Here is a 15,607-nt window from a genome sequence, read left to right on the forward strand (position 1 = left end):
CCTTCGTTCAAAAATCCGCCACGCTGACCCACGCGCCCATCCGGGACGACGCGAGGCACGCAGCCACAACCTGGTTCACCGCCAGCCCCTCTTGAAACGTCGGCCAGACGGGCGTGCCGCTGGAAATGGCGTTCAGGAAATCCTTGGCCTCGATGATGATCTGATCCTGGTATCCGGTGCCATGACCCGGCCCCTGACAGAACGGCAGGTAATCGGGATGGGTGGGACCGGTCAATATCTTGCGGAACCCGCGTTCGGCCTCCGGCCCTTCGGCCAGGTACAGCCACAGCGCATTCTGATCCTCGCCGTCAAAGCGGATCGCACCCTTGGTGCCATAGATGTCATAGGCATAGCCCATCTTGCGCCCCGTCGCGATGCGACTGACAAAGATGCTGCCAGTCACGCCATTGTCGAATTCGACCTGCAAATGCGCCTGATCGTCATTGGTCACCAGCACGCCGCCCCGGTCGCTGTGCACCGTCTCCACCACCGCATGCAGGCGGGTGATCGGGCCGATCAGCGCGTGGGCGCAGTTGATCGGATGCGGGGCCAGATCCCCCATGCAGCCATTGGCATCCCCGCTGGTGCGCCACGATGCGGGCGCGTCCGGATCGGCATAGAAATCCTCGGTCATTTCGCCGCGAAACGACGTCACCTCGCCGATACGCCCCTCGGCGATCAACTGGCGCGCAAACTGCGTGGCGGGCGTGCGCATGTAATTGAACCCCACCGCGTTCGCCACACCCGCGGCCTGTGCAGCCGCCACCATCGCGCGGGCATCATCCGGCGTCTCGGCCAGCGGCTTTTCACACAGCACCGGCTTGCGCAGGGCAAAGGCCGCCATCGCAATGTCCTTGTGCGTCTCCTGCGGCGAGGCGATGACCACCGCCTCGACCTTGGGGTCACCCACCAGCGTGCGCCAGTCATCGGTGGCGCGGGCAAATCCGAAACTGTCGCGATACCGCTCCGCCGACGTCATGCTGGTTGCGCAGACCATCTCCAGACGGGGCCGCAGGTCCGTGTCAAACAGCGTCGCAACGCTCGAAAAGGCGGCCGCATGGGCCTTGCCCATATACCCCCCACCGACAATTCCGATCCCGATCTCGGGCATGTGCGGACCTCCTCCAAAAGCTGTTGCAACCGGTTGCAAGTTTGCTATCGTCATTCCGATGGACGGGTCAATACAGAATCGTCGATACTCAGGTTCGCGCGTCCATGGGGAGGATCAAAATGGCAGCTTCGGACACCGTGCGTCTGACGACGGCGCAGGCGATCATTCGCTATCTCGCGGCACAGTACATCACCATCGACGGGCAGGAATGGCGCCTGTGCGGCGGCGGCTTTGGCATCTTTGGCCACGGCAATGTGACCTGCCTCGGCGAGGCGCTTTATGACCACAAGGACGCGCTGCCGCTCTATCGCGGGCAGAACGAACAAAGCATGGGCTTCGCGGCGGCGGCCTATGGCAAGCAGTGGCTGCGCCAGCGGTTCATGTTCTGCACCGCGTCGGCGGGGCCGGGCACCGCCAACCTGCTGACCGCCTCGGCGCTGGCCCATGCGAACCGGTTGCCCATGCTGATGCTGTGCGGCGATACGTTCCTGACCCGTCTGCCTGACCCGGTGCTGCAACAGCTCGAACACTTCGGTGATCCGACATTCGGCGTGAACGACGCGTTCAAATCCGTCACGCGGTACTGGGACCGGATCACGCACCCCGCCCAGATCATCCAGTCGCTGCCCAATGCCATCGCCACAATGCTGGACCCCGCCGATTGCGGCCCGGCCTTCCTCGGCCTGCCGCAGGACGTGCAGGGCTGGGCCTATGACTACCCCGTCGCGATGTTTGACAAGGTCGTGCACCGCATCCGCCGCCAAACCCCCGACGCCGCCGAAGTGGCCGATGCCGCCGCCGCCCTGCGCGCGGCCAAACGGCCCATGATCATCGCAGGCGGCGGGGTGCAGTATTCCGGCGCCGTGGCCGAACTCACCGCCTTTGCCGAGGCGCACAAGATTCCGGTCGTCGAAACCATCGCGGGCCGCGCCAACCTGCTCGACACCCACCCGCTCAACACCGGACCCATCGGCGTCACCGGATCGGACAGCGCCAACACCATCGCCGAAGAGGCGGACGTGATCCTCTCCGTGGGTTGCCGGTTGCAGGACTTCACCACCGGCTCCTGGACCGCCTTTGCCCAGGACGCACAGATCATCGGCCTCAACGCGGGCCGCCACGACGCGGGCAAACACCGCTCGCTGCCCGTGGTGGGGGACGCGAAGCTGGGCCTGACGGCACTGGCCGCCGCGATGGGTGACTATACGGCCCCGTCCGGCTGGACCAACCGCGCCGCCGGTGAGCGCGCCAAATGGGTGGATTATGTCGCGGACAACGTCGCCACCGGCAACCGACCCAACTCCTACGCCCAGGCCATCGGGGCCGTGAACGCGCTCTGCGATCCGCGCGACCGCGTGGTCGCTGCCGCAGGCGGCCTGCCCGCCGAGGTGACCGCTAACTGGCGCACGCTGGACATCGGCACCGTGGACGTCGAGTTCGGCTTTTCCTGCATGGGCTACGAGATCGCAGGCGCATGGGGCGCGCGCATCGCACAAGCCGAACGCGAACCCGACAGCGACGTCATCACCTTCTGCGGCGACGGCTCCTACCTGCTGATGAACTCCGACATCTATTCCTCGGTCCTCAGCCGGAAAAAGATGATCGTGCTGGTCCTCGACAATGGCGGCTTTGCCGTCATCAACAAGCTGCAAAACAACACCGGCAACGAAAGCTTCAACAACCTGCTGGCCGATGCGCCCACGATCCCGCAGGCCTTTGCCGTCGATTTCGAGGCCCACGCCGCAGCCATGGGTGCCACCGCCGAAACCGTTGAAAATGCAAGCGAACTGGGCGAGGCCTTCAAACGCGCCAAGGCCAGCGACAAAACCTATGTCATCTGCATGAAGGTCGACGCCTACGAGGGCTGGACCACAGAAGGCCACACCTGGTGGGAGGTCGGCACCCCCCACGTCACCGACAATCCAAAGGTCGCCGCCGCCCACACCGACTGGGAATCCACCCGGCCCAAGCAACGCAAGGGAGTTTGAACGATGCGCACATTCACCGCCGAAACCGCCGATCCTGCCGCCATCTGCGAAGAGTTGATGAACGGCCCCGGTGCCGTGCGCATCACCGGCCTCTTCTCCCCCGACCAGATCGCCGATGCCCGCGCCATCATCATGCAGCATTCCGACAACGAGGGCGACAAGGTCACCCATTTCCAGGGTGCCGCGATGGAAGACGGCAAGGCCAACCTGCAACGCCGCGTCTGGAACCTGCTGGCCAAGGGCCCGGTCTTTTCCGAAATGGCCGCCCACCCGGTGCTGATGCAGATCCTTGGCCGCTGGCTGGGCAACGAGTTCATCATGGGCTCCATCGCCGCCAACCGCATCCTGCCCGGCGGACCGGGGCAGGAGCCGCATATCGACTTTCCCTACTGGGATTTCCACAAGCCCGACAGCCACCCGATGGGGTTGAATTCCAGCTTTCCGATGAACGCACAGGTGACCGTGGCGCTGGACCATTTTACCGACCAAAGCGGGGCCACCGCCTATCTGCCCGGCAGCCAGAAAAACATGCGCTATCCCACGCCTGACGACCACGAAGGCTTTTATGCCAACTGCGCCCGCATGACGGGCGAACCGGGCGATGTGGTGATCTTCTACGGGGCGGCATGGCACTGTGCGATGCCCAACAACGCCGATCACGACCGCAACGCCGTGCTGATCAACTACATCCCCAAATTCGTCAAACCGCTCGAGGATATGCCCGGCGCGCTGCCGCAATCCTTCCTCGACGCGGCCAGCCCGGACATGCGCCAGCTGCTGGGCTTCAACTACAAATACCCCGAAATCCTCGATCAGGCCGACGCCGAAAACGCCGAGGGCATGGTCAACACGGGGGCCAAGGCGTGAGCGCGCTGCTGGACGGGATCAAGGCCAATGACTTTGTCATCGTGGGCCGCGCGGGGATCGACTTTTTCACCGATGTGGGCGTGCGCGCCGAAGACGCCGAACGGCTGACCGTCGACCTTGGCGGCTCTGCGGCGAATATCGGCGCAGGGATCTGCAAACTGGGCGGCAAGGCGGCGCTGGTCACCTCCGTCAGCGACGACTCCGTCGGCAGCTACTGCGTGAACCGCTTGCAGCACTACGGCGTGAACACCGACCATGTGCAGCGCGTGGGCGGCGAATACCGCAACTCGCTCGCCTTCTACGAAAGCGTCCTCGAAGGGCACCGCAACGTGATCTACCGCAACGGGGCGGCGGATTTCCAGATGACGGTTCAGGATGTCGAGGCCGTGGATTACACCAAATACGGCGCGCTGATCACGGCAGGCACCGTGTTTGCCGCCGAACCCTCCCGCGCGGCCACCTTCCGCGCGTTCGAGCTCGCAAAACAGGCCGGTCTGCCCATCATCTTTGACGTGGATTACCGTCCCTATTCCTGGCCTTCGCCCCAGGTCGCCGCCGACGTGCTCAGCCGCGCGGCAGAGGCCTCCGACATGATCGTCGGCAATGATGAAGAATTCGGGTTCATGGCCGGTGGCATGGACAAGGGGCAGGCCAAGGCGCGCGCGTTGTCGGAAACCACGGCCGAGATCGTCGTATACAAGATGGGCGAACACGGCGCTGTCACCTACGCGGGCGGGGACGAGATCACCACAGGCATCTACCCCGTCACCGCCGTCAAACCCAACGGGGCAGGGGACGCGTTCATGGCCGGTCTGATGACCTCGATCGCCGAAGGGCGCGACCTGCGCACCGCCATCCTGCGCGGCTCGGCCTGCGCCTCGATCACCGTGTCGCAACCGGGCTGCGCGCCTGCCATGCCCACACCTGACCTGCTGGATGATTTCCTGACCAATCATCCCGGTCCAACATCATAATCAAGGGGGAGGCTTTCGATGCATATCGCGCCTTACGACAACCAGAACAAACCGATCGTGGATGTGGGCGATGCCACCGTGCCGCTCAACTATTTCAACATCGTCAAACTCAAGAAGGGCCAGGCGTTCGAATATGCCGTGCCGGGGTTTGAAACCTGCATCGTGCCCGCCACCGGCACCGTCGACATCAATGTCGAGGGGTTCAAGGCCGCAGGCATCGGCGGGCGCGGCGTCGACGTCTGGGATGGTGAACCCGAGGGCGTCTATGTCCCCACGGCGGCAAAGGCGGAAATGGTCTGCACCTCGGACGAAGCCGAAGTCTTCGTGGCCGGTGCCAAATACGACAAGGTACTCGACGCCTTCGCCGTGCGCTCGGATGAACTGGACCTCGTGCAATACGGCTCCGACGACACCAAGACCCACCGCAAGATCAAGCACATCCTCGGCACCAAGTACCACGACAAGGTCGGTCGCCTGCTGGTCTCCGAGCTTTTCACCGTGGGTGCTGGCGGCTGGTCCGGTTTTCCCAGTCACAAGCACGACACCGACCGGTCCGAGGGCGGCGAGATCATCGAAACCCGCCATGACGAGACCTACAATTTCCGCTTCCGGCCCAATCACGGCTCGGGCGTACAGATGCTGCAACGCGCGGATGGGTCGGCGGGCGACGCCTATCACATCGTCGACGGCTCCACGATCTGTCTCGACAATGGCTACCACCCCTGTGCGGCGCTGCCGGGTTACGAGATGTACTATTTCACCATCCTCGGCGGCCTCAGCCAGCGCAGCCTGGTGCAGTATTTCCAGCCCAGCCACGCCTATCAGATCGAAACGATCCCCGGCATCAAAGACATGATCGCCAAGTTCAAATGACGCTCCGCCCTGTTTGCAGAGATGAGGGCAGCGTCCGTCCGCGGGCGTCGCGCAAAGCGCCCGCCCGGGGGGGCGGACGGGCGCTGTCCGGCGGTGCCCGCCGTGCAAGACATGTGTTCAACTCGGGGTCCTGAAAATGCCACTCGCAACACTCTCTGACGTCCTCAAACCCGCCCTCGCCAACGGCCACGCTGTCGCGGGCCTCGTCACCCTCGGGTGGGAGGACATGCGCGCCTATGTCGCCGCCGCCGAGGCTGAAAACTGCGCGGTCATCCTTCAGGCCGGACCGTCCTGCCGCGCGCACACCCCGCTGCCCGTGCTGGGCAAGATGTTCCGCCACCTGGCCGAACAGGCCTCCGTTCCCGTTGTCGCCCATCTCGACCACGGCTACACCTTTGATGAATGCCGCGAAGCGCTCGACAGCGGCTTTACCTCGCTCATGTTCGACGGCTCGCGCAAACCGCTGGCCGAGAACATCGCGGAGACCCGCGCCATCGCCGACATGGCCCACGCCGCCGGTATCTCCTGCGAGGGCGAGATCGGGTTTGTCGGCTACGACAACGGCGAGGCGTCGGCAGGCACCGACCCCGCTGAGGCCGCGCAGTTCGCGGCAGAAACGGGCGTCGACGCCATGGCGATCTCCGTGGGCAACGTGCACCTGCAAACCGACCAGTCCGGCGGGCTGGACGAGGCGCGTATCGCCGCCATCCAAGCCCTTACCGCCGTCCCCCTCGTGATCCACGGTGGATCAGGCGTGCCCGCCGCACAGCGCCGCGCGCTGGCCACCGGCACCAACATCTGCAAGTTCAACATCGGCACCGAATTGCGGCAGGCCTTTGGCCATGCGCTCCGCACCGCCGTAAACAGCGATCCCGACCGCTTTGACCGGGTGCAGATCCTCAAGGACACCCATGACCCGCTGGTCGCCGCCACCGGCACCGTCCTCCAAACGATGAGATAAGACGCGCGGATACGCGCGATGAAAGGCTTAAGACATTGATTAACATCGCACTTCTGGGCTGTGGCCGCATCGGACAGGTCCACGCCCGCAGCCTGATCGGCATCGACGGCGCACGCGTCGCGGCCGTCTCCGACGCCATGCCCGACGCCGCAGAGGCGCTTGCCAAACGCACCGGCGCGCAGGCCATGGACACCGACGCCATTCTCGCCGATCCCGGCATCGACGCCGTGGTCATCGGCACTCCCACGACCACCCATTACGACCTGATCCACGCCGCCGCCCGCGCGGGCAAGGCAATCTTTTGCGAAAAGCCCATCGACCTGTCATCGGCCCGCATCCGCGACTGCCTCAAGGTGGTCAACGAAACGGGTGTGCCATTCTTCATCGCGTTCAACCGCCGCTTTGACCCGAACTTTGCCGCCCTTCAGGCACAGATCACCGCCGGGGCCATCGGTGATGTGGAAATGGTTACGATCCTGTCGCGCGATCCGTCCCCGCCGCCCATCGGCTACATCAAGACCTCCGGCGGCCTTTTCCGCGACATGATGATCCACGACTTTGACATGGCGCGCTTCATGCTGGGCGAGGACCCGGTCGAGGTCTTCGCCCACGCCTCCTGCCTTGTGGACCCAGAGATCGGCAAGGCGGGCGACGTCGACACGGCGATGGTCAGCTTGCGCACCGCCAGCGGCAAGCTGTGCCAGATCTCCAACTCGCGCCGCGCCACCTATGGCTATGACCAGCGGGTCGAGGTGCACGGCTCAGGCGGCATGCTGCGCGCCGACAACGTGCTGACCACCACGGTCGAGGTCTCGAACGCCGACGGCTTCCGCCGCGCCCCGACCGAGCCGTTCTTTCTCGAACGCTACGCCGCCGCCTACACGGCCGAGATGCTGCATTTCATCGACGTGCTCAAGGCAGGCACCCAGCCCAACCCCAGCGGCATCGACGGGTTCAAGGCGCAGGAGATGGCCGACGCCGCACAGGCGTCCCATGAGACGGGCAAGCCACAGGCGCTGGTCTTCGACTGACGCTCAGATCGCGGCGGAATAGGTCCGCTCGGCCCGAGTGTCCTGCGCAGGCGTGACCAGTTGCACGGTGATCAGCCGCACCAGCGGCTGCGCCCACCGCGCAATCTCCAGCCGTGCGCCGTCCCATGTCACCGCGCCCTCAAATCGGTCGGCGATGCGGGCGATGTCGGCCATGATGCCCGCATCCGCCCGTTGCTCTGCATCCAGGGTCGCGGCGTGATAGCACATCAGCTGCTCCACCAGATCGGCCTTGCGCCGGTCATGCATACTCAGCCCATATCCCCGCCAGATCGCGGGCGCGCCTGTGTCCACCTGGGCCGCGTATTTCCCGGTCACCGGGATGTTCTGGGCAAAGCCCTGCGGGTAGGTCGAGATCGCCGAGGCCCCCAGCCCCACCAGCCACGGCGCGGTGTCGTCGGTATAACCCTGAAACGACCGCCGCAGGCTGCGCGCGTGAAAGGCTTGTGCCAGCGGGTCGTGAGCCCTCGCAAAGTGATCAATGCCGATCTGGATGTACCCCTGACCCAGCAGCGTACGCCGTGCCTGATCGAACAGCGCCAGCCGCGCCTGCGGTTTGGGCAGCGCATCGGTGGGGATCAGCGATTGCCGTTTCGACATCCACGGCACGTGGGCATAGCCAAAGAGCGCGATGCGCGCGGGCGCCATGGCGAGGGCCGCGCGGAGTGTGGTGTCCAGCGTCTGCGCCGTCTGGAACGGCAGCCCATAAAGCAGGTCAAAGTTCAGCGCGCCGATGCCAAGGCCCCGCAGGTCATCGACGACCTCTTGGGTCAGGGCCTGCGATTGCGCGCGCCCGATGGCGGCCTGTACCTGCGGGTCGAAATCCTGAATGCCGAGGCTCGCGCGGCTGAGCCCGTGCCGGGCCAGCATCGCCAGCCGCGCAGGCCCCACATCGGTCGGGTCCACCTCGACCGAGAATTCGTCCATGTGGTCAAAGCCCCAGACCGCGCGCAGCCCGGTCAAGAGCCGGTCAAGGAGCGGCGCGGACAGGATCGTCGGCGTGCCCCCGCCCAGATGCAGCCGCCGCACCCGCACGCCCGCGCCAAAGCCCGCGCGCACGCGCGCAGCCTCGGCCAGAACGCGGTCGACATAGGGCGCCAGCGGCGCGTCGTTGCGGGTGCCTTGGGTCCGGCAGGCGCAGAACCAGCACAGTCTGCGGCAAAACGGAATGTGGACATAAAGCGAAATCTCTGCATCCTCGGGGGCAGTGGATTGCCAGGTGCGCACGTGATCCGCGGTGATGTCCTCGCTGAACCAATTGGCGGGCGGATAGCTGGTAAATCGCGGCACCTTGGCATCGAAAAGCCCAAATCGGGATAGGTCGGAGACATGTTTCATATGCCCATCGTGCCTTTGTCTGGCGCCCTGCGCCTTGACCCAGATCAAAGGGGCGCGTGATGACGCTGTCGCTGGCTGCCGCGCCCACCTGTTCCAGTTGTCCGATCCGGCACCGCGCGGTCTGTGCGCGCTGTGATGACGACGAATTGGTGCGGTTGAACGAGATCAAGTTCTACAAGACCTATGCCGCCGGTCAGACCATCGCGATGCGCGGCGACGCTCTGGACGTGGTGGCGTCGGTGGTGTCGGGCACGGCAACGCTGGAACGTGCAATCGAGGATGGGCGCACGCAGATGGTGGGCCTTTTGCTGCCGTCGGATTTCATCGGCAGGCCGGGGCGGGCGACGTTGCAATATGATGTGACGGCGGTGTCCGAGGTGACGCTGTGCTGTTTCCAGCGCAAACCGTTCGAGGCACTGCTGATCGAGATCCCGCATGTGCAGGAACGCTTGCTCGAGATGGCGCTGGACGAGCTCGACGCGGCGCGCGACTGGATGCTTCTGTTGGGGCGCAAGACCGCGCGGGAAAAGATCGCGAGCCTGCTGATGCTGATGGCCAAGCGGACGATGCACCCCGATGGCCAGGTGATGGGCGACACCTCGCGGCTGGAGCTGCCGATCAGCCGCGAGACGATGGCAAATTTCCTCGGCCTGACAATTGAGACGGTGAGCCGTCAGTTCACCGGGCTGCGCAAGGACGGGGTTATCGCGCTCGATGGCAACCGGGTGGTGCACATCCCCGATCTTGAGACATTGCTGATGGAAACCGGCGATGACAGCGACGGCGGGCCGCTGATCTAGGCGCAATTGACCCATATCAACGCGCGGGCCTCCATGTGCGCCTAGACCTCCTTTTGGACACCAAGAAGGAGGACCATCATGTATACCAATATCCTGATCCCGGTCGCATTCGAAGACGGGCGTGACATCGAGGGCGCTGTTGCGGTCGCGCGCAAGCTGGCCGCAACAGGGGCACATGTGACGTTCCTGCACGTGATGGAACAGATGCCCATCCATGTCGCCGAGTTCGTTCCGGTCGAAATGATGGCGCAGAGCCGCGAGAAGATCGGCGCGCGCCTGATGGAACTGGCAGGCACTTTTGACGGCGCGCGTACAGCCGTGACCGAAGGCCCCACGGGGCGGGGCATCACCAACTGGGCCGAAGAGAACGGTGCCGATTGCATCATCATCGCCTCGCACCGGCCCGTGATGTCGGACCTGCTGTTGGGATCCACCGCGGCCTGGGTCGTGCGCCATGCACATTGCGCAGTGCATGTGATCCGATAATCGCGACGGCTTGATCCAGATCAACGCGGGCCGGGTCGGGCCACCCTATCACCCAAACTGCGAACAGGTGCGCTGTCCCCGCGGGGACAGTGCGAAGACGCGCAGGAAGCGCACGGCAAGGTTAACGCTGTGCGCATATGCAAAGGACAGACGATGTGGGATTACGTTAAACTCATTTTGCTGGGCCTTGTCGCCGTTTTGGCCGCCATTGGCGCGGATTGGGGACATGACCTGGCCTATAAGGTGCACGCGGCGCTGATCATGGTGATCGCGGCGGGGATGTTCATCTGGCAGGTGCGCCAACTCGACACCGCGCCCAGCACGACGGACACCAGCGGCTATATGGACGGGGTGATCCGCGCGGGCGTGATCGCCACCGGGTTCTGGGGCGTCGTGGGCTTTCTCGTGGGCGTGGTGATCGCGTTTCAGCTGGCCTTTCCGGCGCTGAATTTCGACTGGGGCCAGCCGTTCACCAACTTTGGCCGCCTGCGCCCGTTGCACACGTCGGCGGTGATCTTTGCCTTTGGCGGCAACGCGCTGATCATGTCGTCGTTCTATATCGTGCAACGGACCTGTGGCGCGCGCCTTTGGGGCGGGAACCTCGCATGGTTCGTGTTCTGGGGCTATCAGCTGTTCATCGTTCTGGCCGCGACCGGCTATGTTCTGGGGGCCACGCAGTCTAAGGAATATGCCGAACCGGAATGGTATGTGGACATCTGGCTGACCATCGTTTGGGTCGCGTTCCTCGCCGTCTATCTGGGCACGATTTTCCGCCGGCAGGAAAAGCATATCTATGTGGCGAACTGGTTCCTGCTGAGTTTCATCATCACGGTTGCGATGCTGCATATCGTGAACAACCTGAGCATTCCGGTGTCGATCTTTGGGTCCAAATCCGTGCAGGTGTTTTCGGGCGTGCAGGATGCGATGACGCAGTGGTGGTACGGCCATAACGCCGTGGGCTTTTTCCTGACCGCCGGGTTCCTCGGGATGATGTATTACTTTGTCCCGAAACAGGCCGAGCGGCCCGTTTACAGCTATAAACTGAGCATCATCCACTTCTGGGCGCTGATCTTTCTATATATCTGGGCGGGTCCGCACCATTTGCATTACACCGCACTGCCGGACTGGGCCTCGACCCTGGGCATGGTGTTTTCGATCATCCTGTGGATGCCCTCGTGGGGTGGGATGATCAACGGTCTGATGACGTTGCAGGGCGCGTGGGACAAGCTGCGCACCGATCCGATCATTCGGATGATGGTGATCAGCCTCGCCTTCTATGGCATGTCCACATTCGAGGGGCCGATGATGTCGATCCGGGCGGTGAATTCGCTGTCGCATTACACCGACTGGACCATTGGGCATGTGCATTCCGGCGCACTTGGCTGGAACGGGATGATCACCTTTGGTGCGCTTTATTTCCTGACGCCGCGTCTGTGGGGCCGGGCGCAGATGTATTCGATGAAGGCGATCGACTGGCACTTCTGGCTCGCGACCATTGGCATCGTTCTCTACGCCGCGTCCATGTGGGTGACCGGCATCATGGAGGGCCTGATGTGGCGCGAAGTGGATGCGCAGGGTTTCCTCGTGAACTCGTTCGCCGACACCGTCAGCGCCAAGTTCCCGATGTACGTGGTGCGCGGGCTGGGCGGGGTTCTTTACCTCGCGGGCGGTGTGATCATGGTGTGGAACATGTGGATGACCATCCGGGGCGGCAAGCCCGTGGCCGTCACCACCCCCACCCCTCAAGCCGCATAAAGGAGAGAGATCATGGGATTTCTTCAAAAACACCAGGTTCTGGAACGCAGCCCAACGCTTTTGTTCATCTTTTCGCTGCTGGTGGTGACCATTGGCGGCATCGTGGAGATCGCGCCGCTGTTTTATCTGGAAAACACCATCGAAGAGGTGGACGGCGTGCGGCCCTATAGTCCGCTGGAGCTGGCCGGGCGCGACATCTACATCCGCGAGGGGTGTTACGTGTGCCACAGCCAGATGATCCGCCCGATGCGGGACGAGGTGGAGCGGTATGGGCATTATTCGCTGGCCGCCGAGTCCAAATACGACCACCCGTTTCAGTGGGGGTCGAAGCGGACGGGGCCGGACCTGGCCCGTGTGGGCGGGCGGTATTCGGATGCCTGGCATGTGGACCACCTGAACGACCCGCAATCCGTGGTGCCGGAATCGATCATGCCGAAATACGCCTTTCTGGGCCGGACGGTGATCGAGGGTGACCAGATCGAGGCGCTGCTCAAGACGCACCGCTTTGTGGGCGTGCCCTATACCGACGCGATGATTGACGCGGCAGAGGCCGATTTCCGGGCGCAGGCCGATCCGGATGCCGACTGGGACGGGGTGGTCGAACGCTATCCCGGTGCGGTGGTCGCGAATTTCGATGGGCAGCCAGAGCTGACCGAGATGGACGCGCTGATTGCGTATTTGCAGATGCTGGGCACGCTGGTCGATTTTTCGACCTTCACCCCCGATGTCAGCCGATAGGAGGCAAAGATGGAGACCTATACCTTTCTGCGTGAGCTGGCGGACAGCTGGGTGCTGCTGGCCATGGTGATTTTCTATGTCACCGCTTGCCTATGGGCGTTCCGCCCCGGTGCGCGGCCCGCCAATGAAGAGGCCGCGCGCATCCCCTTTCGACATGACGCTGCGGCTCCGGCCCAGCCCCAGGACCCGGAGGCCAAGTGATGGCGGACAAGGATATCGATCAGGTGACCGGCACCGACACCACCGGCCACGAATGGGACGGCATCAAGGAGCTGAACAACCCCCTGCCGCGCTGGTGGCTGTGGACGTTCTATGGGACGGTCGTGTGGGGTCTGGCCTATACGGTGGCGTTTCCGGCCTGGCCGTTGGTCAACTCGGCGACGGCGGGCCTCTTGGGCTATTCCACGCGGGCCGAGGTGGCCGAGCAGATTGCCGCGGTGGATGCGCAGAATGCTGAAGTCGCGCAGCGGTTGGCGACGGCGGATCTGGCGACGCTGGCGCCTGATGATCCGGCGCATCGCTACGGGGTTGCGGGGGGCGCGTCGGTGTTTGCCGCGCATTGTTCGCAGTGTCACGGATCGGGGGCGGCGGGGGCCAAGGGCTATCCCAACCTGCTGGACGACGATTGGTTGTGGGGCGGCGATCTGGAGGCGATTGCCTACACCGTGCGTCACGGCATCCGCAACGAGGTGGACCCTGACGCGCGCTGGTCCGAGATGCCGGCCTTTGGCGAGATCCTCGAGGACGGCGAGATCGCGGCCACGGTGGAATATGTGCGGCAACTGTCGGGGCAGGATCATGATGCGGGTCTGGCCGGGCAGGGTGCGGTGCTGTTCGAGGAGCAGTGCAGCGCGTGCCACGGAGAGGCGGGCGAGGGCATCCGTGATCTGGGTGCGCCACGGCTGAGCGATGCAATCTGGCTTTATGGCGGGGATCGCGAGACGCTGACGCAGACCATCACCTATTCCCGCTTTGGCGTGATGCCCCCATGGGGTGCGCGTCTGGACGAAGACGAGATCAAGGCGGTGACCTTGTATCTGCACCAGTTGGGCGGCGGCGAATAGCCCCGCCCTTGCGTGGCGCGCGTTCGGAGGAGGGCGCGCCCCGGTTCCGGCCCCCGTCCTGTTCGTACCTAGCGGGGGCCGGAATTCTTTGATTTGCGCCGTGCCGTTGATCCAGATCAAGGACGCGGGCGGCGTGTCGGCCCATGGTCGGGCCACGAACAGGACAAATGACATGCCACAAGACGCAGCCCCTCCGCCGCTCTATGCTCCGCGCGCGCCCATCTTTCCGCGCCGGGTCAAGGGCACATTCCGCACGCTGAAATGGTGGATCATGGGGGTGACCCTCGCGATCTACTACCTGACCCCGTGGATCCGCTGGGACCGGGGGCCGAACCTGCCGGATCAGGCGGTGCTGATCGATATGGCCGGGCGGCGGTTCTATTTCTTCTGGATCGAGATCTGGCCGCATGAGTTCTATTTCGTGGCTGGTCTCTTGATCATGGCGGGGCTGGGCCTGTTCCTGTTCACCTCCGCGCTGGGCCGGGTCTGGTGCGGCTATGCCTGTCCGCAGACGGTGTGGACCGACCTTTTCATCCTCGTGGAACGCTGGATCGAGGGGGACCGCAACGCGCGGGTGCGGCTGTGGAATGCGGGCTGGTCGGTGCGTAAGCTGCGCTTGCGGGTGACCAAGTGGGTCGTGTGGTTCGTGATCGCCATGGCCACGGGTGGGGCCTGGGTGTTCTATTTCGCGGATGCGCCGACATTGGCGCGTGATCTGGTGACGTTTCAAGCGCCGCTGGTGGCCTATTCCACCATCCTCGTGCTGACCGCGACCACGTTTGTGTTTGGCGGGTTCATGCGCGAGCAGGTCTGCAACTACATGTGCCCGTGGCCGCGCATTCAGGCGGCGATGATGGACGAAAGCACGCTGACCGTCGCCTATCGCCACTGGCGGGGAGAGCCGCGCGGCAAACACATGAAGGCGGAGGATGCGGACCAGCGCGGCGACTGTATCGACTGCATGGCCTGCGTGAACGTCTGCCCGGCGGGCATCGATATCCGCGACGGGCAGCAGATGGAGTGTATCACATGCGCGCTGTGCATTGATGCCTGCGACGAGGTGATGGCGCGGATCGGCAAGCCGCGTGGCCTGATCGACTATCTCGCACTGTCGGACGAGGCGGCAGAGGCCCAAGGGGTGCAGCCGCGCCCGATCTGGCAGCACGTGCTGCGCCCGCGCACGGTCCTTTATACCGCGATGTGGTCGCTGATCGGTGTGGCGCTGGTCTATGCGCTGTTCATCCGGTCGGACATCGACATGACGGTGGAGCCGGTGCGCAATCCGCAATTCGTGACCCTGTCGGACGGGTCGGTGCGCAACACCTACACGCTGCGCATCCGCAACCTGACGGCGGAGGACCGGGAGTTTCGCGTCATGCTGACCTCGGACGAGATCCTGCGCATCGATGTGGAGACGGAAGGCCGGGTGCCCAACCATGTGGCCGTGCCCGCCAACGAGACATTGCAGGCGCGTGTCTATGTCATCGCCCGCCCGCAGGATGCCGCCGCCGCACAGGCCACGACCGACCTGCGCCTGTGGGTCGAGGATGTGGAGACGGACGACCGGGCCGGTGTGGCCACCATTTTCAACGGAAAGGGCTGA

Annotated in this window: 15 protein-coding genes; 13 read left to right on the plus strand and 2 right to left on the minus strand. The window is 64.2% G+C overall.

The window, feature by feature from the left end; translation table 11 throughout:
* Window positions 1-7: 7 nt before the first annotated feature.
* Window positions 8-1,111: a Gfo/Idh/MocA family oxidoreductase gene (locus Q0949_RS13140; protein ID WP_299372919.1), complete on the minus strand. Its 1,104-nt coding sequence runs from the start codon at window positions 1,109-1,111 to the stop codon at window positions 8-10.
* Between the two features lie 119 nt (window positions 1,112-1,230).
* On the opposite strand from Q0949_RS13140, the gene iolD reads away from it, so the two are divergent.
* From iolD to iolG, 6 genes are all read left to right on the plus strand, one after another.
* Window positions 1,231-3,099 (plus strand): 3D-(3,5/4)-trihydroxycyclohexane-1,2-dione acylhydrolase (decyclizing), encoded by a 1,869-nt coding sequence (iolD, locus tag Q0949_RS13145; protein WP_299372922.1) that lies wholly within the window; start codon window positions 1,231-1,233, stop codon window positions 3,097-3,099.
* A gap of 3 nt (window positions 3,100-3,102) precedes the next feature.
* Window positions 3,103-3,966: a phytanoyl-CoA dioxygenase family protein gene (locus tag Q0949_RS13150; RefSeq protein ID WP_299372925.1), complete on the plus strand. Its 864-nt coding sequence runs from the start codon at window positions 3,103-3,105 to the stop codon at window positions 3,964-3,966.
* Window positions 3,963-4,940 (plus strand): 5-dehydro-2-deoxygluconokinase, encoded by a 978-nt coding sequence (gene iolC, locus Q0949_RS13155; RefSeq protein ID WP_299372928.1) that lies wholly within the window; start codon window positions 3,963-3,965, stop codon window positions 4,938-4,940. The genes Q0949_RS13150 and iolC overlap by 4 nt, the downstream gene beginning before the upstream one ends.
* Before the next feature lie 18 nt (window positions 4,941-4,958).
* The gene (locus tag Q0949_RS13160; RefSeq protein ID WP_299372931.1) at window positions 4,959-5,813 is read left to right on the plus strand and encodes a 5-deoxy-glucuronate isomerase; all 855 of its coding nucleotides are present in this window, start codon (window positions 4,959-4,961) and stop codon (window positions 5,811-5,813) included.
* A gap of 136 nt (window positions 5,814-5,949) precedes the next feature.
* Window positions 5,950-6,774: a class II fructose-bisphosphate aldolase gene (locus tag Q0949_RS13165; RefSeq protein WP_299372934.1), complete on the plus strand. Its 825-nt coding sequence runs from the start codon at window positions 5,950-5,952 to the stop codon at window positions 6,772-6,774.
* Window positions 6,775-6,809: 35 nt separating this feature from the next.
* On the plus strand, window positions 6,810-7,805 hold the full coding sequence (iolG, locus tag Q0949_RS13170; protein WP_299372937.1) for an inositol 2-dehydrogenase: 996 nt from the start codon (window positions 6,810-6,812) through the stop codon (window positions 7,803-7,805).
* Between the two features lie 3 nt (window positions 7,806-7,808).
* Here the strand turns inward: iolG and hemN are convergent, their stop codons facing one another.
* Entirely contained in the window at window positions 7,809-9,161 is a 1,353-nt protein-coding gene (hemN, locus tag Q0949_RS13175) for an oxygen-independent coproporphyrinogen III oxidase (RefSeq protein ID WP_299372939.1), read from the minus strand.
* Between the two features lie 59 nt (window positions 9,162-9,220).
* Here hemN and fnrL point away from each other — a divergent pair, with 59 nt between their 5' ends.
* The 7 genes from fnrL (at window position 9,221) to ccoG (ending at window position 15,607) form a co-directional block, all read left to right on the plus strand.
* Window positions 9,221-9,961 (plus strand): transcriptional regulator FnrL, encoded by a 741-nt coding sequence (gene fnrL, locus Q0949_RS13180; protein ID WP_299372941.1) that lies wholly within the window; start codon window positions 9,221-9,223, stop codon window positions 9,959-9,961.
* A 78-nt stretch (window positions 9,962-10,039) separates the two neighbouring features.
* Complete coding sequence (locus Q0949_RS13185; protein ID WP_299372943.1) at window positions 10,040-10,447, plus strand: universal stress protein; 408 nt, start codon at window positions 10,040-10,042, stop codon at window positions 10,445-10,447.
* A 153-nt stretch (window positions 10,448-10,600) separates the two neighbouring features.
* Window positions 10,601-12,202 (plus strand): cytochrome-c oxidase, cbb3-type subunit I, encoded by a 1,602-nt coding sequence (gene ccoN / locus Q0949_RS13190; protein ID WP_299372945.1) that lies wholly within the window; start codon window positions 10,601-10,603, stop codon window positions 12,200-12,202.
* Between the two features lie 12 nt (window positions 12,203-12,214).
* Window positions 12,215-12,940 (plus strand): cytochrome-c oxidase, cbb3-type subunit II, encoded by a 726-nt coding sequence (gene ccoO, locus Q0949_RS13195; protein WP_299372947.1) that lies wholly within the window; start codon window positions 12,215-12,217, stop codon window positions 12,938-12,940.
* A gap of 9 nt (window positions 12,941-12,949) precedes the next feature.
* On the plus strand, window positions 12,950-13,141 hold the full coding sequence (locus Q0949_RS13200) for a cbb3-type cytochrome c oxidase subunit 3 (RefSeq protein WP_299144378.1): 192 nt from the start codon (window positions 12,950-12,952) through the stop codon (window positions 13,139-13,141).
* Window positions 13,141-14,004: a cytochrome-c oxidase, cbb3-type subunit III gene (gene ccoP / locus Q0949_RS13205; protein WP_299372949.1), complete on the plus strand. Its 864-nt coding sequence runs from the start codon at window positions 13,141-13,143 to the stop codon at window positions 14,002-14,004. The genes Q0949_RS13200 and ccoP overlap by 1 nt, the downstream gene beginning before the upstream one ends.
* Window positions 14,005-14,176: 172 nt before the next feature.
* Entirely contained in the window at window positions 14,177-15,607 is a 1,431-nt protein-coding gene (ccoG, locus tag Q0949_RS13210; protein WP_299372951.1) for a cytochrome c oxidase accessory protein CcoG, read from the plus strand.

This window comes from uncultured Tateyamaria sp., from assembly GCF_947487805.1.
Classification (GTDB): Bacteria; Pseudomonadota; Alphaproteobacteria; order Rhodobacterales; family Rhodobacteraceae; genus Tateyamaria.